We start from the raw sequence: 22621 nt of genomic DNA, 5'->3' as shown, positions 1-22621 counted from the left end.
GACCAGATCGAGCCGCCGGGACAAGGCGTTTGAGCCATCGCGCCGCCTCTCATCGCAAAATCCCCGGACCTGACGAAGGACGCCCCCATGTGCGCCGACCTGCCCGACTACAAGGACACGCTGAACCTGCCCGAAACCGATTTCCCGATGCGTGCGGGCCTTCCCGCGCGCGAGCCTGACTGGCTGGCGCGCTGGGCGCGGATCGGGGTGTATGAAAAGCTGCGGGAGAACGCGTCGGGGCGGATTCCCTTTACCCTGCACGATGGCCCGCCCTACGCCAACGGCCATTTGCATATCGGTCACGCGCTGAACAAGATCCTCAAGGACATGGTGGTGCGCTCGCAGCAGATGATGGGCCGCGACGCGCGCTATATCCCCGGCTGGGATTGCCACGGGTTGCCCATCGAGTGGAAGATCGAAGAGCAATACCGCGCCAAGGGGCGCAACAAGGACGAGGTGGATATCGTCGATTTCCGTCAGGAATGCCGGAAATTTGCCGAGGGCTGGATCGACATCCAGCGCGAGGAATTCAAGCGGCTGGGCATCACCGGCGCATGGGACCGCCCGTATCTCACGATGGATTTCCGCGCCGAGCGGATCATCGCGGAGGAATTCCAGAAATTCCTGATGAATGGCACTTTGTATCAGGGCTCCAAACCGGTGATGTGGTCGCCGGTGGAAAAAACCGCGCTCGCCGAGGCGGAGGTGGAATATCACGACAAGGAGAGTTTCACGGTCTGGGTGAAGTTTCGGGTGGCGGGAGTGGATAATGATAAAATCCAACCGCCGGGGGGGGCTGCAAGGCGCCGTGAGGAGGCTGGACCAATTACACAGGAGGTCGTCTCAGACCTTCTGGAACAGGCTGGTGCTCAGATCGCCAAACGAAAAGAAGCCGCAGAAAAAGCCGCTTCTGAGCTTGTCGGTTCGTCCGTAGTGATCTGGACCACAACGCCCTGGACCATTCCGAGCAACAAAGCGGTCGTGTATGGCGAGGGAATTTCCTATGGCCTCTATGAGGTCATCGCGACGCCGGAGGAATGCTGGGCCGAGATGGGCGAGCGGCTCATCCTCGCCGACAATCGTGCCGAGGATACGCTGACCCGCGCGCGGCTGGAGCCGGGAATGTGGCGGCGAGTTCGCGACGTGATGGCGGATGAGCTTGCCGGTCTCACCCTTCTGCACCCCCTCGCCAATTCCGAAGGCTCAAACGGCGCATGGGACGCCCCGCGCGATTTCCGCGCCGCCGATTTCGTCACCGACGAGGAGGGCACCGGCTTTGTCCATTGCGCGCCCAGCCACGGGATGGAGGAATACGAGCTTTACCGCGATCTCGGGATGCTCGATCAGGTCATCACCTATAACGTGCTCGACGATGGATCGTTCCGGCCCGATCTGCCGTTTTTCGGTGGCAAGTTCATCCTTGATCGCAAGGGCAAGGAAGGCAACGCCAACAAGGCCGTGATCGACAAGCTGATCGAGGTCGGCGGATTGCTGGCGCGCGGCAAGATCAAGCACAGCTATCCGCATAGCTGGCGCTCCAAGGCGCCGGTGATCTATCGCAACACGCCGCAATGGTTCGCCGCGATTGATCGCGCCGTTGGCGACGGGCAGGACCAATACGGCACCACGATCCGCGAGCGCGCGCTGCGCTCCATCGACGAGCTGGTGACATGGACGCCCAAGACCGGGCGCAACCGGCTCTATTCGATGATCGAGGCGCGGCCTGACTGGGTGCTCTCGCGCCAGCGGGCCTGGGGCGTGCCGCTCACCTGTTTTGTCAAGAACGGCGCGCAACCCACGGATCCGGATTATCTTTTGCGCAACGCTGAGGTGAATGCGCGCATCCTCGCCGCGTTCGAGGCCGAGGGCGCGGATGCGTGGTATAAGGACGGCGCGAAAGAGCGGTTCCTTGCGGGCATCGTCAACCCCGAGGACTGGACCAAGGTCGATGACATTCTCGATGTGTGGTTCGATAGCGGCTCCACCCATGCCTTCGTGCTGCGCGACCGCGCGGATGGCTCCGAGGATGGCATGGCCGATCTTTACCTTGAAGGTACCGATCAGCATCGCGGCTGGTTCCATTCCTCGATGCTGCAAGCCTGCGGCACGATGGGGCATGCGCCCTATCGCGGGGTGCTGACCCATGGATTTACCCTCGATGAGAAGGGCAACAAGATGTCCAAATCATTGGGCAATACCGTGGCCCCCGAGGCGGTGATCAAGCAATACGGCGCCGATATCCTGCGGCTCTGGGTGGCGCAGGCGGATTACACCGCCGATCTGCGCATCGGGCCGGAAATTCTCAAGGGCGTGGCCGACAGCTATCGCCGCTTGCGCAACACGATGCGCTTCATGCTGGGGGCGCTCACGCATTTTTCCGAGGCGGATCGTGTGGCCCCTTCGGAGATGCCGGAGCTGGAACGATGGGTCCTGCACCGGCTGGCAGAGCTTGATCACAAGGTGAGAAAAGGCTTTGAGACCTATGATTTCCAAGGGGTTTTCCAGCAGGTCTTCAACTTCTGCACCCTCGATCTGAGCGCCTTCTACTTCGATATCCGCAAGGATGTGCTCTATTGCGACGGCGATACGGCGCGCAGGCGGGCGGCGCGCACGGTGATGGACCTGCTCTTTCATCGCCTCACCACATGGCTCGCGCCGGTGCTGGTCTTCACGATGGAGGATGTGTGGCTCTCGCGCTTTCCCAGCGACGACGACAGCGTGCATCTGCACGATATGCCCGCGACGCCCGCCGACTGGCTGGATGAGACGCTGGCGGCGAAATGGGCAGCGGTGCGCGCGGCCCGGCGCGTGGTGACGGCAGCACTCGAGGTGCAGCGCAGCGACAAGGTGATCGGCGCGAGCCTCGAGGCAGCCCCCATCGTGCATGTGCGCGATGAAGAGATGCTGAAGGCGCTGAAATCGGTGGATTTTGCCGATATCTGCATCACCTCGGACCTGATCCTGAGCGCCGATCCGCGCCCCGCCGAGGCGTTCCGCCTGCCCGAGGTGGAGACGGTCGGCGTGGTCTTCGAGCGGGCCGAGGGGGCGAAATGCCAGCGCTGCTGGAAGATCCTGCGCGATGTGGGCACGCACAAGCATCCCGGCACCTGCAAGCGGTGCTCCGACGCACTGGGCTGACGGGGGACGGGCGCATCCCGTCCCCCTGCCTTAACCGCGAATGAAGGTGCCGTTGCGCAGATCGCGCATGGCCTCGCGCAACTCGTCTTGCGTGTTCATCACGATGGGGCCGTGCCAGGCCACAGGTTCGGCAAGCGGCGCGCCGGAGACGAGCAGAAAGCGGATGCCGTCGGGCCCGGCCTGCACCGTGATCTCGTCGCCGGTGCCGAAGCGCACCAGCGTGCGGTCGCCCGAGGCGTCGCGGATATGCACCTCGCGGCCCGCCACCTCCTTTTCCAGGAGCACGCCGGTCGGGTCGGAGGCATCGGCAAAGCGCCCGCTGCCCGCGAAGATATAGGCAAAGCTGCGCCGGTAGGTGTCCACCCTGAACACCTTGCGCCGCCCCGGCGGCACCGAGATGTCGAGGTATTGCGGATCAGCGGCGATGCCGTCGACCGGGCCGCGCTTGCCCCAGAAACTGCCGGTGATGACGCGCGCGCGCGTGCCGTCATCGTCGGTCACCTCGGGGATGTCGGCGGCCTGCACGTCCTGATAGCGTGGCGCACACATCTTCTGCGCCGCGGGCAGGTTGGCCCAGAGCTGAAACCCGTGCATCCGACCCTGCGCGTCGCCGCGCGGCATTTCCTGATGCAGGATGCCCGACCCGGCGGTCATCCACTGCACATCACCCGCGCCGAGCACGCCGGTATTGCCAAGGCTGTCGCCATGATCGACCTCACCGGCCAGCACATAGGTGATGGTCTCGATCCCGCGATGGGGATGCCACGGAAAGCCCTTGGCATAGCGTGCGGGGTCGTCGTTGCGGAAATCGTCGAAGAGCAGGAAGGGGTCAAGCTCTGTGGGCTCGTGAAAGCCGAAGGCGCGGTGCAGGTGCACGCCTGCCCCCTCCATCGTGGGGCTGGCGGCGCGGGTCTCGAGAACGGGTCTTATGGACATGGTCACTCTCCTTTCCCCGAGATATAGGGAGAGGCGCGCGGCGCGGGCAGGGGCGGCTTTGTTCGCCCGTGCAAGAGGCGCTGTGCGCCGGTGTGCAAGCCGGTGCAGAAGAGGGAGAGAGCGGTGACGCAAGGGCGGATCGAGGCGGTGCTGGGCGCATCGCCGGGGCGACGGATGATCGGGGTCGGCTCGCTGGCCGGTCTTGGCGCGATCATGCTCTACATGGCGGCGGCGCTTTCGCCCGGTCTCGGCTGGCAGGCGTTTCAGGTGGCGCTCGGGTCTGTCGCGCTGTGGTGCGCACACCGTATGTGGCGCGCGACGGCCGAGCGGTTGGAACTGACCGCCGACGGACTGCGCTCGACCGACGGGCGCATCCTTGCGCCGATGGACGAGATCCTTTCGGTGGATCGCGGCGTCTTTGCCTTCAAGCCCTCGAACGGGTTCATGATCACGCTGCGCAGCAAGGGCCCCTTTGTCTGGGAGCCGGGTCTCTGGTGGCGGATCGGGCGCAGGGTGGGTGTGGGTGGTGTAACACCTGGCACCCCGGCCAAATACATGGCCGAGGTCATTCAGGCCCGGATCGACGCGCGCAACGGCTGAACCGCTCAGCTGCTTGTGGGGACGCAGACCCCGGTGAAACAAAGCTGTGAGGCAAAGCGCGGCGTCATGAACATGCGCGTGTTGAGTTCGAGAGTGTCGATGAACTCGCTGGCGAAAATCGGAACGTGCCGCCCGCTCGTCTCGACAAGGATCAGGTCCTGGCCACCAACCATGAGCGGCAGACGTGCCACCTCTTCTGCCTTGTCAATATCAGCCTGCGTGAGGGCGGACAGGCCACCGTTGCCGCGCACCTCGCTCCAGCGCAGTTCGTACCAGTCGTTATTGTTCGACGTCTTGTGAAAGCGAATCACCGAAACCCGCATCTGCGAGGGGCTACGGGAGCCCGCGATCATGTCGAACGTGGTCTTGAGGTTGTCGATATAGGTCTCGTCGATCACGGAGGTTTCGCGCGACAGCACGTCGGTCATGGTATAGGTCGCCTTGTCGCGCACGTTTTTCTGAAGATAGAAATCGTAGAACCCGAGCGCGAAGAGAAGGCCCGTTACCAGAAACGGCATGATGATCACGGTTTCCATGGCCACGACGCCGCGCTCGTCACGATGAAAGCGGCGCAGAAGGCTCGCGAGGCGCTTGTGAAGATCAATCAGCATCAGATCGGCTCCTGCACGAAGGCGGACATTGCGACGAAGGCAGCCTCGCCGTTTGTATCCCTGATCAAGGCGCGTCCCAGGATGGCGTCGGGGAAGATGGGCTCGTATTTCAGGCAGGCGCGCAACAGCATGAGCTGGTTCTGCCCGCCCGGAATGAAGGCACGCAGGGGTTTTGCGGGCTCCTCCACGTCGGTGCAGTCGGGGGTCGGGTCCAGCACGGCGAGGTTGCGCAGATCGGTCGGAACCATCTCCAGCCGAAGCTTTTCGCGGCAGTTCGCGATCACGAAGGAGTTATCGCAGATGCTGTCCTTGATGTCATCGTGCTGCGGGGCCGAGCCGGTGCCAAGGCGAATGTCGCGCACGGTGATGTCCAGCCCGCGTTCCAGCATCGCCGATTGCATGGTCACGATACCCAGTTCCACCGAGAAGATGATGAAGCTGACAAGGAGCGGGGCCACCAGGACGAATTCGAGCGTCGCTGTCCCGTCCTCATTTCGCGCGACCTTGCGCAAGCTCTTGGGAATGAAGCGCATCATTGGGTCAACCTCAGCGTTTTGACGTTGGCGGCGATGGAGCTGAACGCCGAGGAAATGCTCGTTCCGCTGGCGCGATAGTAATGGCCGTCGGTGGTGGCGCATTTGATCAGCTCACGCTCGGCGGTGCCACCTGTCGGCACCTCGAAGCCGATGGAATAGACAACCACACCCTCGCGTTTGGTGGCACCACACACGCTTTGCATCAGGACATTCTTCTTGTTGCCGTCGATATATTCCGAGCCGACAAAATCATCCCAGGCATCGTCCATGCCGGTGATGCGCTTGTGAAAGTCCGGCGAGATCAGGCCCCAGGCGATTTCCCAGTCGAGTTGGGTGGTGCTGACATAGCCCTCAAGCGTGTCGGGAAGGTCGGCAAACGCGCTCGCCGAGAGAAACTTGTCGTCCTCGATGGCATAGTAGTCATTGTAGCGCGGGCTGTGGAGGTAATAGACCGACTTTTCGGGGCCGTTTGCCTCGTAGATGCAGACCCAATTTTTTCTACCGCATTTCGACAGGCCGTCGCTGCCATAACGAAGGTCATGGATGTTCTTCTTGTTGTAGGCGTAGCTGAACACACGTTCCTGGTGCTTGACCTCGAACAGGTCGGAATTCGGCCCACGGTATCTCGGCGGCGACTTGTCGAAGAAGTTGGACGTGGTATTTGCCCCGTCACCCATGAACACGATGACCTTGAGGGTTTCGCCGTCATTGTAATCGGCGGGCACGGTGATGCGCGCGGCATCGAGATCGTTGGCCGCGATCATGGCGCTTGTCACCTGACGGAAGGTCGGATCGAGCAGAGCGGCACCCCAGTTCATTCCTTCGTTGCCAGACGTGTTGCCATCGGGCTGGAGCGCGTCGATCTTGGCGTGCAGCGCGGTCTCGCTTGTCGAGTAGGGCAGGATGCGCATGTAGTCGTCATTGTAGCACGTCCGCCAGCTCTGGTTGAGATCGTCGAAGCTGCCGTAGCGCGAGGTATAGATCATCTGGTTCACGGGAATGCCGCTGCTGAGCGAGGATGAGCCGCTTGTCAGAGTAGCATGCGTGTAGTCGTTGTCGCTGAATTCGAGGCACGTCGAATAATCGTGTGTCTCGTTAACGGCGAGCGCGTTGTAGATCGACAGCGGCGGGCTGACCGAGAAGCTGAAGGGCACGATGGAGATGACGGTGTTGCCCGGCGTGGACTGATCGAGCACGGTCGTCACGAATTCCTTGGCCGCGTCTCGCAGGTTGCCGATCTTGTTGTTCGAGGCCATCGACCCGGAGACGTCGAGCACAAGCACGACCTCGAGTTTGGGGATGTGCACCTCGGCGGTTGAAATCCCGGCGACATCGAGCGTCTCGACACCGTTGAGGCGCATCAGGAAGGTCTCGATCGTGCCGCCGGCGCGGGCGGTGATGCTCGCGCTGTTCAGGGTCACGGTGATGTCGTCATCCAGCTCCGCCATAAGGAAGTCCGACTGACCGGCCTTGGCGAAATAATCCTCGATGATGTCGCGCGCCTCGGCCTCGGTGCGCGCCGTTGCCGCGGCCAGCACCGCGCGGTCAAGCGTGGTCTGCAATTCGGCGCGGGTGGATTCGTGGCGCATCGTGTCAAGCGCGATCCCCCCCATCATCAGCATGATGACGAAGATGAACAGCCCGAAGAGGGTGGCAGAGCCATCCTCTTGCCGCAGGAGGCGGTGACGGTTCCGGCGTCGGAACGCGGGTGTCACATCATGAAGCGTGGTCGCAACGACCGCCGGTCGGATTTCTTCAGGCAAACGCATCTCGATACCTTCTCACCATATAAGCCCGCATGCCGCCCCAAGCATGCCCGCTTTTCCATCGCGTTTCTTCGCCTTCAAATGTGGTCAAATTGTGGCCGCCATGAGTCGCATGGTCAAAGTTAACCATTTGGAAATACAATCTAATAACACGCTCTGGATTGTTTCTGCTTCGTGGACGAACTCAGGGGATCATAACCGGGGGAGCGCCCGACCGACCGCGTTATCGGCCAAGGATTCCGGATTTTCGACTCGACATGCGCCCTGCATCCCTTAACCATCGCATGGGCGGGGAATGGTCGATTTCACATCGGCCCGCCACAGCAGGGAGGGGCAACCATGACCACCAGACAAGAGCCGACATTCCGCGAAAGCGTCGATCTGATGTTCAACCGCGCCGTGGCGCTGATGGACCTGCCGCCGGGGCTGGAGGAAAAGATCCGCGTCTGCAACGCCACCTACACGGTGCGTTTCGGCGTGCGGCTGCGCGGCCAGATCCACACCTTCACCGGCTATCGCAGCGTCCATTCCGAGCATATGGAGCCGGTCAAGGGCGGTATCCGCTACGCCATGGCCGTGCATCAGGACGAGGTCGAGGCGCTGGCCGCGCTGATGACCTACAAATGCGCGCTGGTCGAGGTGCCGTTCGGCGGCTCCAAGGGGGGCTTGCGCATCGACCCGCGCGAGTGGGAAGAGCACGAGCTGGAGCAGATCACCCGCCGCTTTGCCTATGAGCTGATCAAGCGCGACCTGATCCATCCGGCGCAGAACGTGCCCGCCCCCGACATGGGCACGGGAGAGCGTGAAATGGCCTGGATCGCGGATCAATACAAGCGCATGGCGACGACCGACATCAACTACCGCGCCTGCGTGACCGGCAAGCCGGTCAATGGCGGCGGCATCCAGGGCCGGACCGAGGCGACCGGGCGCGGCGTGCAATACGCGCTTCAGGAATTCTTTCGCCACCCCGAGGATATCGCCAAGGCGGGGCTCTCGGGCACGCTCGACGGCAAGCGGGTGATCGTGCAGGGTCTTGGCAATGTGGGCTATCACGCGGCCAAGTTCCTGTCGGAAGAGGACGGCTGCAAGATCACCGCGATCATCGAGCGCGACGGCGCGCTTCTTTCCGATAACGGGCTCGACGTGGAAGCCGTGCGCAACTGGATCGCGCGCCATGGTGGCGTCGACGGCTACCCGGACGGCAAATACATCAGGGACGGTGCCAAGGCGCTGGAGCATGAGTGCGATATCCTCGTGCCCGCCGCGCTCGAAGGGGTGATCCACCTCGGGAATGCGGAGCGGATCAAGGCCCCGCTGATCATCGAGGCGGCCAATGGCCCGGTCACGGCGGGCGCGGACGAGATCCTGCGCCAGAAGGGCACGGTGATCATTCCCGACATGTATGCCAACGCGGGCGGTGTGACGGTGTCCTATTTCGAATGGGTCAAGAACCTCAGCCATATCCGCTTTGGCCGGATCGGGCGGCGACAGGAAGAGTCTCGCCACCAGCTTATCGTGAACGAGCTTGAGCGGCTCAATCGCGGTATCGGCGACGCCTGGGAGATCTCGCCCGATTTCAAGCAGAAATATCTCCGTGGCGCGGGCGAGCTGGAACTGGTGCGCTCGGGGCTCGATGACACGATGCGCACGGCCTATCAGGCGATGCGCGAGATCTGGCACGGGCGCGAGGATGTGACCGATCTGCGCACGGCGGCCTATCTGGTGTCGATCGCGCGCGTGGCGTCGAGCTATCGCGCGATGGGGCTCTGACGGGGCTGCGTCGCGCATTGGCCTGAAAAGGGCGGGAACGGGGGCGGGGCCGTGGCCCTGCCCTTGCTATGACAGGGGCAAGGCCCGCTTTGGCACGGAGGCATCATGCGGTTCTCGGCGCTGCGTATCTTGAAGGAAGGGCTGACCGGCAATCGCGGCTGGCAGGCGCATTGGCGCGATGCGACGCCAAAGGACAGCTATGACGTGGTGATCATCGGCGGCGGCGGGCACGGGCTGGCGACGGCCTATTACCTGGCCGCGCGGCACGGGATCACCAATGTGGCGGTGCTCGAAAAGGGCTGGCTGGGCGGCGGCAATGTCGGGCGCAACACCACCATTGTGCGCGCCAATTACGGCCTGCCGGGCAATTCGGAATTTTACAGCCATTCGCTGCGGCTCTGGGAGGGGCTGGAGCAGGAGTTGAATTACAACGCGATGATGAGTCAGCGCGGCGTGCTCAACCTGTGCCATTCCGACGGTCAGCGCGACGCTTTCGCCCGGCGCGGCAACGCCATGCGCAACCAGGGCGACGATGCCGAACTTCTGGATCGCGAGGCTGTGCGCCGGATGGTGCCGTTCCTCGATTTCGACAGTGCCCGCTTTCCGATTTATGGCGGGTTGTTGCAACGCCGCGCGGGCACGGCGCGCCACGATGCGGTGGCCTGGGGCTTTGCGCGGGGGGCGAGCGCGCGCGGTGTCGACCTCATCCAGAATTGCGAGGTGACGGGAATCGACATCGAGGGCGGCCGCGTCACCGGCGTGCAGACCACGCGCGGGGCCATCCGCGCGGGCAAGGTGGCGATGATCGTCGCGGGCCGTTCAAGCCAGGTGGCGGCCATGGCCGGAATGCGCCTGCCGATCGAGAGCCATGTGCTTCAGGCCTTCGTCACCGAGGGGTTGAAGCCCTGCCTCGATCATGTCGTGACCTTCGGCATGGGGCATTTCTACATCAGCCAGTCCGACAAGGGCGGGCTGGTCTTTGGCGGCGATCTGGATTTCTACGCGTCTTATGCGGCGCGCGGCAATCTGCCCATGGCCGAACATGTGATGGAGGCGGGTCTTGCGCTCATGCCGATGATCGGCAACGCGCAGCTTTTGCGCAGTTGGGGCGGGATCATGGACATGTCGCCCGACGGCTCGCCGATCATCGACCGGACGCATGTCGCGGGGCTCTATCTCAATTGCGGTTGGTGCTATGGCGGGTTCAAGGCGGTGCCGGGTTCGGGCGACGTGACCGCGCATCTCATTGCCACCGACCGCCCGCACCCGGTCGCCACACGCTTTCGTCTCGACCGTTTCGCCACCGGGCGTGGGTTGATGGATGAAGAGGGCACCGGCGCGCAGCACAACCTGCACTAAGCCTGCGTGGCAAGCGTTGAAATGAGTATTTAAGGAACGATGAAACCCGGTCAGCGCCAGAGCCGGGCGTGGGTGGCGAGCGCGCCTTGAAGCTTGGCCAGCATCCGGTTGGCGGGGCCCGGACGGGGCAGGGGACCATGGGCGAGACGCTCGGCCACCACCTCGACCGGGCAGGGCAGACCCGAGACGGGATCGCGGTAGCGCGGATAGTCGATGAGCGTGGCGTGAACGAGGCCTGCGAGGCCGGGGCGCGCGGTGCGGCGCGCAGGCACCGCGCCCAGATCGCGCGTGAGGCCCCAGCCCGCATAGAAGGGCGCGCCGGTTGTGGTCACACGCACGCCGCGCAACAGCGCCTCGAACCCCATCAGAGAGGTCATGGTCCAGACCTCGTCGACCAGCGGCAGAAGCGTCGCGGGATCGGTGCCGTCAAGGACCGCATCCACCAGACCGGCAAGCAGTTCGGGGGCAATTGCGCCGGGGCGCAGCCCGGCCTCCACATCCGGGTGAGGCTTGTAGAGGATCCGGGCCCCGGGATTGGCCGCGCGCACCTTGTGGATCAGCCCGAGATTGGTGGTGATCTCTCCTGCGCCCAGACGGATCGAGGCATCGTCCTCGACCTGACCGGGCACAAGGATCCGGTGGCCTTGGGGCAGATCGGGGGCGGGCGCGCCGAGGTTGTATTTGCTCAAGGCGTGGCGGGTGAGCGTGGTGATCAGCGCCTCGGCGCGCGCCGCCTGATCGGGGCGCAGCCGTGCGCGCGCGGCGATCAGGCGTTCCAGTCGGCTCTCGCGGGTCGGATCGTAATAGATGCCCAGATCGTCGAGCACGAGCGACAGGGGCGGCACGAGATCCGCCCCGAGGCCCCTCGAGCGCAGGAAGCCGTCCTCGACGCGCACCGCGCCCTCGGGGAGCGGCGCGCGCGCGGAGGCCCAGACCATCGCAGGACGCTCTGGCGCGGCCCGATCAAAGATCACGCCGTGGTAGCGCCCGAAAAACCCCTGCATCGGCGCGCGTTTCCACAGCCGCATGCCGCCGGCGTTCCAGCCTCGTCGATCCTCGCGCCAGGCGCGGGTTTCGGCCTCGAACGCGCCGAGCGCGGTTTCCAGATCGCACAGACGATCCCGGCAGGGGTCATACCATTTGGGGTAAAGGATCATCGCCCCGGCAAAAAGCTGTGCCCGGGTGAGATCGCGGCCGCGCCGCGGCAGGGGGGCGGGGTGGCGATCCGTCGTGAGGCCCCAGCCGGCATAGAAGGGCTGGCCGAAGACATGCGGGCGGTGGCCTGCGAGGATCGCCTCGAACCCCATTTGCGAGCTGACGGTATAGACCGCGATGGCCCCCTCCAGCAGGTGCCAGGGGCTGACCGGATCGGCGAGGAGGCGCACGCGGTCCGAGGCGTCAGAGGCGTTGAAATGGCCCGCGCGGTGGCCCTGCGCGGTCTCGGGGTGGGTCTTGATCACGATGGGGGCGCGCGGATGCTCAAGCTGCGCGCAGACCAGCATGTCGCGGAACGTGGCCGCATCCGCGCCGCCATGGCGCACCGAGGCGTCGCCGCGCGTCTGGTCGATCACCAGCACATAGCCCGGTGCCGGGCAGGGCAGGTCGGGATCGGTGCCGGAATATTTGGAAAGATGCGCCTCGCGCAGCCGCGCCATGGCACCGCGCGCGCGGTTCAGAAGCGGGGTCTCGTCAAGCGGATGGCGGGCAAGGATCGCTTCGAGGTCGGAGGGGTGGGAGGCGTCGAAATGCACGCCCGTGCGGTCGATCAGCAGGCCAAGCGGCGGCGCGCCGCTACGCCCCGGCAGGACCGAGCGCAGAAAGGCATCCTCGATCCGCAGGAGACCCGCGCCGGTCCGTGCCGCGACCGTCTCGCCGCGCAGCGCATAGGGCGAGCGGCCCCAGACCGCCACAAGGTCGTCCTTTCCGGGCCAGCCGAGGCGCAGATCATATCCCGCAAGCGCGAGGATGCGCCGCAAGCGCCGCTGCCGGAGAAACCCGCCGTTGAAATGGAAAACCCGCCGGGAGATGGCCCCGGCGGGTTCAGGCACTGGCATTGCCGTCAAAAGTCCCCGGAGAGGGTCGCCGAGGCGGTCGAGACCGAGCCGACCGCGCCAAGCGTGCCGGTCAGCGCCGCGATCACCTTGCCCCATTGCGCAAACGGTGCTTCCGTGACGTAGATCGTGTCATTGTCGCGCAGCGCGAAATCGCGGGCAAGGAACATGCCGTTGGGCTTGGTCAGGTCGAGCACATAAACCATGCGCTGCGCGCCGATCAGGTCATCGCGCCCAAGCACCATGTTGGCGATATCGGCAGGTTCGTTGCGCAGCACGAAAACGCCGGTGGGATCGGCCGCCGCGACACTGAGCCCGCCCACCTGCGCGATCCCCTCGAGCGCCGAGAGGGTCTGCGTCTCGAAGGTCACGCGTGCCTGTGTGCCGGTTGCGCCGAGCGCGGTGTAGGAGCGGGTATCGGCCTCGACAAGGACACGGTCGCCGCCGCGCAACGGAATGTCGAACTGCGGATATCTGAACATGTCCTGAAACCAGACCTTGGCCTGCTTGTCGCCGCGAATGACCGTGATCTGCGCCACTTCCGGGGCAATCGCAATGCCGCCTGCCGCAGCGATCATCGCCGACAGGCGGCGCGTCGGGGCCTCGATCGGATAGACGCCCTGACCGCCGACCGCGCCGCTGATCGACACGGTCGAGCCATTGCCCGCCACGCGGCGCACCTCGACCTGTGGATCGGGGGTTTGCTGTTCGAGACGTTCGGTGATCACACGGCGCACGCCCTCGGGCGTGTTGCCCGCCGCCTTGATGCGCCCGGCATAGGGCACGAAGATGAAGCCCGATCCGTCAACCTGCACTTCCTCCAGAAGGGTCTGGTTCGACGTGGCCCCGGCCAGAAGCCCGTCATCGACGTTTTCCCAGATCGTGAGACCCAGCGTGTCGCCGGGGCTGATCTGATCCGAGCCGAGCAGGCCCGCGTTGAGGAAATCATCGGTAAAGCCGAGCGCGGGCTGCACGGCGGTGGCGCGCGTCACCCGGTCATTGACGGTGACGACAAAGGCATCGCCCTGTTGCTGCACCGATCCGGCATAAAGCTCGCGCTTGTTGGGTCCCATGCGTGGCAGGCCGCAGCCCGCGACGATTGTCAGAATCATCAGCGCGGCGACGGGTTTGACCCATCGGGTTCTGGAGGTTGTCACTGCCCGGTCTCCTCGACCTGTTATTGTCTGCCTCGGTCTTTTTTTGTCAAATTAGCCGAGTTGCCTTTGAAAATCCAGCGTTTCGTGGCGACTGGGTCAGGGAACGAGGCGCAACTGTTGCCGTGGTGCCGCGGTGCCGGTGCGCAGCGCGTCATAGGGATCGTCGGGGGCGAGCATCATGTCCACCACCTGCCGCAGCACCTGACGGCGGCCGCGGGCGGAATAGAACCCGCCGGGCAACTGGCTGGTCTCCAACAGAAAGCGCCGGTAGTCGGCATAGGCGCGGCGGTCCGGGCGCTCGGCGCGGGCGAAGAATTCCGGCAGCGGCAGGGTCGAGACAAACTCGGGCTTGGCATAGACCGCCGCGCCGAAGGTGCGCAGCGGGATGCCGCGCCAGAGCACCTGTTGCGCGGCGGTGGAATTGACGGTGACGGCGCTGCGCGCCTCATCGAGGAGCGGTGCCAGCTTGCCGCCGCGCAGGTAATGGACGCGGCCCCGCAGGCCATGCGCGGCGGTCAGGCGGCGCAATGTGGCGCGGATGGGCGCGCGCCCGTCCTCGAGCGGATGCGCCTTGATGACAAGGTGATGATGCCCCGGTGCGCCACGCGCGAACCCGTCGAGCACCACTTCGAGAAACTCGGTCATCGACGAGAACGGCGAATGCGCCTGAAACGAGGCGTCATGTTCGAGTTGCAACAGCACGACATGATAGGGAAATCCGCCCGTGCGGATGCGCCATGTGGCAACGCGCCGCTCAAGCGCCTGAACCGGCATGAAAAAGAGCCGCTTGAGATAGAGCGCGAATTCCTGCCCGACGCCAAGTGCGCGATGGGGTTTGAAGCGGCGGTAGCGCTGGTTCAGAAAGAGAACAAAGCCGTGATAGAGCGCGCCGTAAAAGATGTGCTGGCGCATGTCGCCCCAGCTTGCGGGGGGCAGGGCCGTGTCCATGTCGGATTGCGCGAGCGCCGCGCGCATCTCGTCCACGCTGGTCTCCATCAGGCGCGAATGGCCGTTGCTGCCGCCGCGTTCATAGGTGATCCAGTAGGGGCGCATATAGCCCTCTTCGAAGACATGCACGGTGATGTTTGCCGCGCGTGCGATGGCCACCGCCTCGGCATGGATCGGGCGGGTATCGCCGTAAAGGACGATATCGGTGATGCTGTGCCCGGCGATGAGGCGGCGCAGGGTTGCGGGCCAGTGCTCGGGCGCGTCGCGGTAGGGCGTGTAGCTTGCACGCTCGGGCCAGAATACCCGGTCACCGGCATTGAAGCCGACGCGGTGGACGCGCGCCCCCGCCCGCCGCAGCATCTGCCCCAGCCGCCAGAAGAACGGCCCGTGCGGTCCCTGAAGGAACAGAAAGGCGCGGGGGGCTTGGGGCATGGTTGGATGGACCGTTTGACTGCTCTTGACGACGTGTCATAGCGCGGAAATCCGGCGAAAATAAGCCTTTTGCGGCACTGCCGCTTGTCTTGGTCCGCGCGCGGGGCTAGGCCATGGGGCAAAGAGCGGAGGGCAGGCCATGTTCACGGGCATCATCACCGATATCGGGCGCATCGCAAGGATCGAGCGGCGCGGCGACATGCGGGCGCGATTGGGCACGGGGTATGACACGGGACGCATCGACATCGGGGCGTCGATTGCCTGTGACGGCGTGTGCCTGACGGTCGTGGCGCTCGGGGCGGACTGGTTCGAGGTCGATATCTCTGCCGAAACCCTGTCGAAAACCAATCTGGGCGATTGGGCCGAAGGGGGCCGGGTCAATCTGGAGCGCGCGCTGCGCGTGGGCGACGAGTTGGGCGGGCATATCGTCTCGGGGCATGTGGACGGGCTGGCCGAGGTGATCGGGCGGCGCGAGGAGGGCGACAGCACGCGCCTCACCTTCCGCGCGCCAGCCTCGCTTGCGCGGTTCATCGCGCCCAAGGGGTCGGTCGCGCTCAACGGCACCTCGCTGACGGTGAACGAGGTTTCGGGCGATACGTTCGGCGTCAACCTCATCCCGCACACGCAGACGGTGACGACATGGGGAGAGGTCGCCGAGGGCGACCGCGTCAACCTCGAGATCGACACGCTGGCGCGCTACGTGGCGCGACTGGCCGAGGCGGGTTGAGCGCCTTTTGCCGCCTCAGTCTTGCGGCACGGCGGCGCGGTAGAGATGCCATGTCGCGTGTCCCAGCACTGGCAGCACGAGCGCCAGCCCCAGAAAGGCGGGCAGCGCGCCCAGAAACATCGCCACGCCCACGATCAGCCCCCAACGGGCCACCACGGCGGGGCTGGCGCGGGCCACGGCAATCGAGGTGACCACAGCCTGCATGACGCCCGCGCGCCGGTCGATCAGCATGGGAAAGGCCACGAGGCTTGTCGCCAGCACAAGCGCGGCGAAGGCGAGCCCCACGCCCATGCCGAGCACGACCATCAGCCAGCCTGCGCCGGTGGTCAGAACCTCGCGAAGGAAGGCCCCGACCGTGTCGGGCATGGCCGCGCCGAGGGTCAGCGCATGGATGACATGCGCGGCGTAAAGCCATGTCAGAAAGAGCGCCACAAGCCCCGCGCCCAACACGACCACCGGCACGATCACGCGGGTGCGCATCACGTCAAAGGCCGCGCCCCAGCCTACGGCCGTGCCGCTCTCGCGCTGGCGGCTCATCTCGTAGAGCCCCGTTGCCACCACCGGCCCCAGCAGGATGAACCCGCCCGCCAGCGGAAACACCATCTCGAGCCGCGCGCCGTGAAACGCCACCAGCGTCAGCACGAGGCCGATCACCGGATAGATCGCGACCAGAAAGATCACGTCGCTGCGCAGGGCGGTGAAATCGGCCAGCCCCTTGCGCAGGGCCTCGCGCAGGTCGGCCTCGGTCAGGGCGCGCACGGCGGGAGGGGCGGTCTGTGTGCCGCTCAGCCCGTCATGCGCCTCGGCGGCTTCGCGGCCCGCGCCGATGGCCGCCTCTGCCAGCCAGCTCAGCGGGTTTCCGATTGTCCGTGCCATCGCGCCCTCCCTTGGTGGTTCTCCGGCATGAGCCTATCACAAAGCCGCCCTTCGCGCCGCATCACGATCCGGCGACGGGGCGGCTTGCGCCCGGACGCGACCCGCGCCATGGTCCGGCGCAAATCTGGAGGGCGAGATGCGATTTGCGGCGGTGACGGAGCGGTTGGCGGGGCTTGGTGGCGCGAAATGGGCGGTGCACACGCGCGCTGCCGAAATGGCCGCCGAGGGGCGCGACGTGATCCGACTGACCATCGGCGAGCCGGACGTGCCCGCGCCCGAGGCGCTCATCGAAGCGGCGGCGCGGGCGATGCGCGCGGGGCGCACGGGCTATTCCAACGGGCGCGGCGAGCCAGGGCTGCGCGCGGCGCTGGCCGCGCAGTATTCCGCGCGGCGCGGGCGCGCCTTCAGCGCCGATCACGTGATCTGCTTTCCCGGCACGCAGACCGCGCTTTACGCGGTGATGGCGGCGCTGGCCGGGCCGGGCGACACGGTGCTTGTGGGCGATCCGATGTATGCCACCTATGAGGGGGTGATCCGCGCCACCGGGGCCGGGATGGTGCCGGTGCCGCTTGACCCTGCGCGCGGGTTTCGCATGGCGGCGGGGGACGTGGCGGCGCGGGTGGACGGGCGGGTGGAGGGGCGCGCGCGGGTGCTTTTGCTCAACACGCCGCACAACCCGACGGGCGCGCTGCTGCGACCCGAGGATATCGCCGCGCTTGGCGCTGTGGCACGGGCGCACGACCTCTGGATCGTGGTGGACGAGGTCTACGAGGAGCTTGTGTTCGAGGGCGCGCGCTTTGCCTCGCCTCTCGCGATGCCGGATCTGGCCGACCGGGTGATCGCCGTGTCGTCGATCTCCAAAAGCCACGCCGCGCCGGGGATGCGCAGCGGCTGGTGCGTCGGCCCGCAGCCTTTCATCGAGGCGCTCCTGCCGCTGGCGGAGGTGATGCTGTTCGGCAATCAGCCCTTCCTTGCCGACATGACCGAGGCGGCGATTCGTGACGGTTCGGAGGTCGCGGGCGGAATGCGCGCGCGCTATGCGGCGCGGGCCGCGCGACTGGCTGCGGCGCTCCAGGACGCAGGTCGGCTGCGGGTGCACCGCCCCGAGGCGGGCATGTTCGCCATGATCGACGTGAGCGCGACCGGCATGGACGGAGAGGCATACGCCTTTGATCTGCTGGCGCGGGAGGGCGTCGCCCTCATGCCCGGCACCTCCTTCGGCGACACGCTGCGCACCTGGGTGCGTGTGGCGCTCACGGTCGATGACGCGGCGTTCGACACGGCGGTGGCGCGGATCCTGCGCCATGCGGGGGGTCTGTGATTTTCGCGCCACAGGCGTGAGTTGCATGAGGCCCGCCATTCGAGAGGCGTTGACACCTCCATGCCGAAGCACACAGTAGCGCATCGCCCAAGGGCAGAAACAGTGCGGTCGACAAGAGCCGCATACCAGGAGGGACATCCTTTGAAAAAGCAGCTTCTGAGCACAACTGCCATTGCCGCAGGTCTGGCCATGGCCGCGCCGGCCGGTGCGCAGGAATGGGACATGACATGGGGCGGCTATTATACCGCCCATGTGGCTTTTGCTTCGGTCGATTCGGACACGGCCGCACTCGCGGGCACCGATTTCGACGGCGTGGACACCTATGGCGAGGCGCAGATCAGCTTTACGCCGTCGGTGACGCTCGATAACGGCCTGACCTTCGGTATCAACGTCGAATACGAGACCAAGAACAATGCCGCCGCCTTTGTCGACACGTCCTTCATGACGATCGAGAGCGAGCGCATGGGGCGGTTCGAACTCGGCAATACGGATTCGGTCGGCTACAAGATGATCGTGTCGGCCCCGCAGGTCGATGGCTCGCTCTGGATCAACTCGCCCTCGCTGTCGGGCTTCATCCCGCTTTCGGCTGGGGTGGGCGGCAACCTGCCGTGGAATTTCCAGCAGTCGGCGCTGTCCTCCTTCACCGAGGTTCTGGGCAACGAACAGGTGCCGCGCATCAGCTATTACTCGCCCTCCTTCTCGGGGCTGACGCTGGGCATTTCCTACGCCGCGACCGCGACGGACACGGCGTTTTCGGCGGCCAACAGCCCCGGCAAGGCCGGCAATAACGGCGGCGTGGACCGCAATATCGGGGTTACGGACATCATCGACATTGCGGCGGCCTATGAGCGGTCGTTCAATGGCATCGACCTCAATCTCGCCGCGCGCTACGGCATGGCGGAGAACAACACCGGCATTGCCGGCACCAGCGATCCCGAAGTGTGGGGCGTCGGCGGCACGATCGGCTTTGCCGGGTTCGTGGTCGGCGGCTCTTACGGCGAGAACGACAACGGCAATCTCACCCCTGACGAGGAAGGCTGGAGCCTTGGTGTCACCTACGACTTTCCCGGTCCCTGGCTGATCGGCGTCGACACCTATCAGGGGGAATGGTCCGGCACCGGCGCGGGTTCGGGCGACAAGGCCGAATACGAGGCCTACCAGATCATCGGAAGCCGCGATCTGGGGCCGGGTGTGAACTGGACGATCTACGCGATCTATGCCGAGGGCACGGTCAATGGCGATGCGGGCGGCACGTTTGCGGCCATCGCCGGGGCGCCGGTGGCGAATACCTCGGTCGAGGGGACGCTGATCGGCACCTCGATCAACCTCTCGTTCTGATCCCTCGGCACCGGGCCTCAGGGCGCGGGACATCGGGGTGCAGGACAGCGGGCGCGCGGGGCAACCTGCGCGCCCTTGTTTTGTATCGCATGGCATCGGTTCTGCCCTGTGCGAGGCGTCCACGTGCCCTGCGCGTCACAGTTTTATGTCTCTTCGGGCCGCTCACGGGGAGTTGCTTTGCCCGTGAGGTCTCTGTCCCTCACCCTGATGTGAGCCAAAGCGCCACTCGCGCGCAACGGCCTGACCCACTCAGCGAGGACATTACTCATGAACAAACACCTGCTTGGAACAAGCGCGATTGCCCTTGGCGTCGCCATGGGCGCGCCAGCGGCGGCCCAGGAATGGAACATGAAATGGGGCGGTTTTCACAGCACGCATGTCGGCTATGTCAGCGTCGATACGAACACCGCCGCGCAGACTGCGGCGGATTTCGACGGCGTCGACACCTTCACCGATGCGGAAATCCACTTCACCCCGTCGGTCACGCTCGATAACGGTCTGACCTTCGGCATCAATGTCCAGTATGAGGCGAAGAACAACGGCGGCGCAATCGTTGACGAATCGTTCATGTCGATCTCGTCGGACCGCCTTGGCCGCATCGACCTCGGCAACGAGAACTCCGCAGGCTACAAGCTGATGCTCGAGGCGCCGCAGGTCGGCGGCACGATCCTCGTCAACTCGCCCTCGCTGTCGGGCTTCATCCCGATCTCGATCGGTGTGGGCGGCAACCTGCCGTGGAACTTCCGTCAATCGGCGATCTCGTCCTTTACCGAGGTGATGGGCAACAACGACGTGCCGCGCATCACCTATTACACGCCTTCGTTCAACGGCCTGACCATCGGCGTGTCCTATGCCGCGTCGGTCAATGGCGGCTTCTCGGCGGCCAACAGCAATGGCAACGCCGGGAACAACGGCGGCGTGAACCGCAACATCGGCGTCTCCGATATCTGGGATATCGGCGCGGCCTATTCGCAGTCGTTCAACGGCGTAGATATCAACCTCGCCGCGCGTTACGGCACCGCCGAGAACAACACCGGTATCGCGGGCACCGACGATCCCGATGTCTGGGGCGTGGGCGCGACCATCGGCTTTGCCGGCTGGGCCTTTGGCGGCCATTACGGCGAGAACGACAATGGTGGCCTCATGCCCGACGAAGAGGGCTGGAGCCTTGGCTTGACCTATGACATCCCAGGCCCCTGGGATATCGGCTTTGATACGTTCCAGGGTGAATGGGACGACAATCAGGGCGGCAAGGCCGAATACGAGGGCTATCAGCTTGCCGCCAGCCGTTCGCTCGGCAAGGGCGTGCGCTGGACGATCTATGCGCTTTATGCCGAGGGCAGCGTGAACGGCAATGGCTTCAACAACGATCCCGCCAACATCGCGGTTCCCGTTGGCCCGCAGAACGCCAATACCGAAGTCGAAGGCACCTTGATTGCCACCTCGATCAACCTGACCTTCTGAGTGACGATAAAAAAAGGGCGCGCGCGGGGCAACCTGTGCGCGTCTGGTTTTCCATGGCATGGCCTCGGCTCAGCCTCGCGCGTGACCGTTTTGTAACCCAAGCGCCACAGTCGCAAGGGTCCAGGGGCTGCTCACGCGGAGTTGCTTTGTTCGTGAGGTCCGCGTCGCTCACCCTCATGTGAGCCAAAGCGCCGATTCCGCGCAGCGGCCTTATCCACTCACCTAGGACATCACTCATGAACAAACACCTGCTTGGAACAAGCGCGATTGCCCTCGGCGTCGCGTTGGGCGCGCCCGCGGCGGCCCAGGAATGGAACATGAAATGGGGCGGTTTTTATAACTTCCATGTCGCCTATTCTTCCTTTGACTCGGATACCGCCGCCCATGTGGGATCCGATTTCGACGGTGTCGGCACCTTCACCAACGCGGAAATCCACTTCAAGCCGTCGATCACGCTCGACAACGGCCTGACCTTCGGTATCGACGTGCAATACGAGGCGTTGAATACGGGGGGCGCGACGGTTGACGAATCGTTCCTGTCGATCTCGTCGGAAACGCTCGGCCGCATTGACCTCGGCAACGAGAACTCGGCCGGCTACAAGATGATGGTCTCTGCACCGCAGGTCAAAGGCGTGCTCGGCATCAACACCGGCACGCTCTCGGGGTTCATCCCGCTCAACACCGGCTCGGGCGGCAACCTGCCGTGGAACTTCCGTCAGGCGGCGATCTCGTCGGGGATCGAGGTGCTGGGCAACAACGACGTGCCGCGGATCACCTATTACACGCCCTCGTTCAACGGCCTGACCCTCGGGGTGTCCTACGCGGCCACGATCAACGGCAACCTCGGTGCCGGGAACAGCAACGCCAACGCCGGCAACAACGGTGGTGTGGATCGCAATATCGGCGTGACCGACATCTGGGATATCGGTCTGGTCTACAAGCAGTCCTTCAACGGCGTCGATGTGAACCTTGCCGCGCGCTATGGCACCGCCGAGAACAACACCGGTCTGCCGGGCACGGATGATCCCGATGTCTGGGCCCTCGGCGCGACTTTCGGTGTCGCCGGGTGGACCTTTGGTGGCCACTACGGCGAGAACGACAACGGCGGGCTGATGCCGGATCAGGAGGGTTGGAGCCTCGGCGTGACCTATGACCTTCCCGGCCCGTGGGACATCGGGTTCGACACGTTCCAGGGCGAATGGGACGACAATATCGGCGGCGAGGCCGAATACGAAGCCTATCAGCTGGGGGCAAGCCGGTCGCTGGGCAAAGGTGTCCGTTGGGCGGTCTATGCGATCTACACCGAAGGCACGGTCAATGCGAACGGGCTTGCGGCGGGTCCCGGCGGCGGCGGCTCGGCCAATCCCAACACCGAGGTCGAGGGCACGATCATCGCCACCTCGATCAATCTGAGCTTCTGAAACGACGCCAGACGACGGGGGCGCGGCGAACGCGCGCCCCCGTTTCAGCGGGCCAGGATCACGGCATCGGCCCCATGATGTAACTTCCTTTCAATTCCGGCATTTTCTGCCCTTGGCCGCCTGTCCGAAAGGTGTGTGGTTTCTGAGCCACATTCCCGACAGGAAGCACG

17 protein-coding genes are annotated in these 22621 nt (G+C 64.9%); 9 read left to right on the top strand and 8 right to left on the bottom strand.

The annotated features are described in order from the left end of the window. Nucleotides 1-87 precede the first annotated feature (87 nt). The gene (gene ileS, locus ACSSV8_RS06610) at nucleotides 88-3138 is read left to right on the top strand and encodes an isoleucine--tRNA ligase (protein ID WP_454281916.1); all 3051 of its coding nucleotides are present in this window, start codon (nucleotides 88-90) and stop codon (nucleotides 3136-3138) included. Nucleotides 3139-3168: 30 nt separating this feature from the next. Here the strand turns inward: ileS and ACSSV8_RS06605 are convergent, their stop codons facing one another. Further along, nucleotides 3169-4074: a pirin family protein gene (locus ACSSV8_RS06605; protein ID WP_454281915.1), complete on the bottom strand. Its 906-nt coding sequence runs from the start codon at nucleotides 4072-4074 to the stop codon at nucleotides 3169-3171. Between the two features lie 123 nt (nucleotides 4075-4197). On the opposite strand from ACSSV8_RS06605, the gene ACSSV8_RS06600 reads away from it, so the two are divergent. Further along, nucleotides 4198-4674, top strand: a complete 477-nt coding sequence (locus ACSSV8_RS06600) for a hypothetical protein (protein ID WP_454281914.1) — start codon at nucleotides 4198-4200, stop codon at nucleotides 4672-4674. 5 nt (nucleotides 4675-4679) lie between these two features. Here ACSSV8_RS06600 and ACSSV8_RS06595 read toward each other — a convergent pair whose 3' ends face one another. From ACSSV8_RS06595 to ACSSV8_RS06585, 3 genes are read right to left on the bottom strand one after another with little or no spacing between them, the layout of a single operon-like run. Beyond that, nucleotides 4680-5285 (bottom strand): TadE/TadG family type IV pilus assembly protein, encoded by a 606-nt coding sequence (locus ACSSV8_RS06595; protein WP_454281913.1) that lies wholly within the window; start codon nucleotides 5283-5285, stop codon nucleotides 4680-4682. After that, the gene (locus tag ACSSV8_RS06590) at nucleotides 5285-5821 is read right to left on the bottom strand and encodes a TadE/TadG family type IV pilus assembly protein (RefSeq protein WP_354538425.1); all 537 of its coding nucleotides are present in this window, start codon (nucleotides 5819-5821) and stop codon (nucleotides 5285-5287) included. Before ACSSV8_RS06590 ends, ACSSV8_RS06595 begins: the two co-directional genes overlap by 1 nt. Further along, on the bottom strand, nucleotides 5818-7590 hold the full coding sequence (locus ACSSV8_RS06585; RefSeq protein WP_454281912.1) for a pilus assembly protein TadG-related protein: 1773 nt from the start codon (nucleotides 7588-7590) through the stop codon (nucleotides 5818-5820). The genes ACSSV8_RS06590 and ACSSV8_RS06585 overlap by 4 nt, the downstream gene beginning before the upstream one ends. 336 nt (nucleotides 7591-7926) lie before the next feature. On the opposite strand from ACSSV8_RS06585, the gene ACSSV8_RS06580 reads away from it, so the two are divergent. Further along, complete coding sequence (locus ACSSV8_RS06580; protein WP_454281911.1) at nucleotides 7927-9357, top strand: Glu/Leu/Phe/Val family dehydrogenase; 1431 nt, start codon at nucleotides 7927-7929, stop codon at nucleotides 9355-9357. Between the two features lie 105 nt (nucleotides 9358-9462). Further along, nucleotides 9463-10716, top strand: a complete 1254-nt coding sequence (locus tag ACSSV8_RS06575) for a sarcosine oxidase subunit beta family protein (protein WP_354538422.1) — start codon at nucleotides 9463-9465, stop codon at nucleotides 10714-10716. Nucleotides 10717-10766: 50 nt separating this feature from the next. Here the strand turns inward: ACSSV8_RS06575 and ACSSV8_RS06570 are convergent, their stop codons facing one another. The 3 genes from ACSSV8_RS06570 to ACSSV8_RS06560 form a co-directional block, all read right to left on the bottom strand. Next, nucleotides 10767-12770 carry a capsular polysaccharide biosynthesis protein gene (locus ACSSV8_RS06570; protein ID WP_454281910.1) on the bottom strand — a complete coding sequence of 668 codons (2004 nt, stop codon included), beginning with the start codon at nucleotides 12768-12770 and terminating at the stop codon, nucleotides 10767-10769. Nucleotides 12771-12775: 5 nt separating this feature from the next. Next, nucleotides 12776-13879: a polysaccharide biosynthesis/export family protein gene (locus ACSSV8_RS06565; RefSeq protein WP_354538478.1), complete on the bottom strand. Its 1104-nt coding sequence runs from the start codon at nucleotides 13877-13879 to the stop codon at nucleotides 12776-12778. Nucleotides 13880-14020: 141 nt separating this feature from the next. Continuing rightward, the gene (locus ACSSV8_RS06560; protein ID WP_354538420.1) at nucleotides 14021-15304 is read right to left on the bottom strand and encodes a capsule biosynthesis protein; all 1284 of its coding nucleotides are present in this window, start codon (nucleotides 15302-15304) and stop codon (nucleotides 14021-14023) included. A 139-nt stretch (nucleotides 15305-15443) separates the two neighbouring features. Between ACSSV8_RS06560 and ACSSV8_RS06555 the strand changes: the two genes are divergently transcribed. Then, on the top strand, nucleotides 15444-16031 hold the full coding sequence (locus ACSSV8_RS06555; protein ID WP_454281909.1) for a riboflavin synthase: 588 nt from the start codon (nucleotides 15444-15446) through the stop codon (nucleotides 16029-16031). A gap of 15 nt (nucleotides 16032-16046) precedes the next feature. Here ACSSV8_RS06555 and ACSSV8_RS06550 read toward each other — a convergent pair whose 3' ends face one another. Beyond that, nucleotides 16047-16907, bottom strand: coding sequence for a DUF2189 domain-containing protein (locus ACSSV8_RS06550; protein WP_454281908.1), 861 nt, complete (start codon nucleotides 16905-16907; stop codon nucleotides 16047-16049). Nucleotides 16908-17043: 136 nt separating this feature from the next. On the opposite strand from ACSSV8_RS06550, the gene ACSSV8_RS06545 reads away from it, so the two are divergent. The 4 genes from ACSSV8_RS06545 to ACSSV8_RS06530 all read left to right on the top strand — a co-directional run bounded on the left by ACSSV8_RS06545 (nucleotide 17044) and on the right by ACSSV8_RS06530 (nucleotide 22451). Beyond that, entirely contained in the window at nucleotides 17044-18228 is a 1185-nt protein-coding gene (locus ACSSV8_RS06545) for a pyridoxal phosphate-dependent aminotransferase (protein ID WP_454281907.1), read from the top strand. Between the two features lie 141 nt (nucleotides 18229-18369). Then, nucleotides 18370-19566 carry a porin gene (locus tag ACSSV8_RS06540; protein ID WP_454281906.1) on the top strand — a complete coding sequence of 399 codons (1197 nt, stop codon included), beginning with the start codon at nucleotides 18370-18372 and terminating at the stop codon, nucleotides 19564-19566. 267 nt (nucleotides 19567-19833) lie between these two features. Continuing rightward, the gene (locus ACSSV8_RS06535) at nucleotides 19834-21030 is read left to right on the top strand and encodes a porin (RefSeq protein ID WP_454281905.1); all 1197 of its coding nucleotides are present in this window, start codon (nucleotides 19834-19836) and stop codon (nucleotides 21028-21030) included. A 236-nt stretch (nucleotides 21031-21266) separates the two neighbouring features. Continuing rightward, nucleotides 21267-22451 carry a porin gene (locus ACSSV8_RS06530; protein WP_354538414.1) on the top strand — a complete coding sequence of 395 codons (1185 nt, stop codon included), beginning with the start codon at nucleotides 21267-21269 and terminating at the stop codon, nucleotides 22449-22451. The last annotated feature ends 170 nt before the right edge of the window (nucleotides 22452-22621 follow it).

The organism is Roseovarius sp. MBR-79, from assembly GCF_053628555.1.
This window is presented reverse-complemented; position numbering and strand designations above follow the sequence as displayed.

What these genes read in the sequence shown, in the direction of transcription:
- ACSSV8_RS06560 (WP_354538420.1), bottom strand. Translation starts at nt 15,304, where the DNA reads ATGCCCCAAGCCCCCCGCGCCTTTCTGTTCCTTCAGGGACCGCACGGG.
- ACSSV8_RS06575 (WP_354538422.1), top strand. Translation starts at nt 9,463, where the DNA reads ATGCGGTTCTCGGCGCTGCGTATCTTGAAGGAAGGGCTGACCGGCAAT.
- ACSSV8_RS06580 (WP_454281911.1), top strand. Translation starts at nt 7,927, where the DNA reads ATGACCACCAGACAAGAGCCGACATTCCGCGAAAGCGTCGATCTGATG.
- ACSSV8_RS06555 (WP_454281909.1), top strand. Translation starts at nt 15,444, where the DNA reads ATGTTCACGGGCATCATCACCGATATCGGGCGCATCGCAAGGATCGAG.
- ACSSV8_RS06565 (WP_354538478.1), bottom strand. Translation starts at nt 13,879, where the DNA reads ATGATTCTGACAATCGTCGCGGGCTGCGGCCTGCCACGCATGGGACCC.
- ACSSV8_RS06585 (WP_454281912.1), bottom strand. Translation starts at nt 7,590, where the DNA reads ATGCGTTTGCCTGAAGAAATCCGACCGGCGGTCGTTGCGACCACGCTT.
- ACSSV8_RS06530 (WP_354538414.1), top strand. Translation starts at nt 21,267, where the DNA reads ATGAACAAACACCTGCTTGGAACAAGCGCGATTGCCCTCGGCGTCGCG.
- ACSSV8_RS06545 (WP_454281907.1), top strand. Translation starts at nt 17,044, where the DNA reads ATGCGATTTGCGGCGGTGACGGAGCGGTTGGCGGGGCTTGGTGGCGCG.
- ACSSV8_RS06570 (WP_454281910.1), bottom strand. Translation starts at nt 12,770, where the DNA reads ATGCCAGTGCCTGAACCCGCCGGGGCCATCTCCCGGCGGGTTTTCCAT.
- ACSSV8_RS06605 (WP_454281915.1), bottom strand. Translation starts at nt 4,074, where the DNA reads ATGTCCATAAGACCCGTTCTCGAGACCCGCGCCGCCAGCCCCACGATG.
- ileS (WP_454281916.1), top strand. Translation starts at nt 88, where the DNA reads ATGTGCGCCGACCTGCCCGACTACAAGGACACGCTGAACCTGCCCGAA.
- ACSSV8_RS06595 (WP_454281913.1), bottom strand. Translation starts at nt 5,285, where the DNA reads ATGCTGATTGATCTTCACAAGCGCCTCGCGAGCCTTCTGCGCCGCTTT.
- ACSSV8_RS06535 (WP_454281905.1), top strand. Translation starts at nt 19,834, where the DNA reads ATGAACAAACACCTGCTTGGAACAAGCGCGATTGCCCTTGGCGTCGCC.
- ACSSV8_RS06550 (WP_454281908.1), bottom strand. Translation starts at nt 16,907, where the DNA reads ATGGCACGGACAATCGGAAACCCGCTGAGCTGGCTGGCAGAGGCGGCC.
- ACSSV8_RS06590 (WP_354538425.1), bottom strand. Translation starts at nt 5,821, where the DNA reads ATGATGCGCTTCATTCCCAAGAGCTTGCGCAAGGTCGCGCGAAATGAG.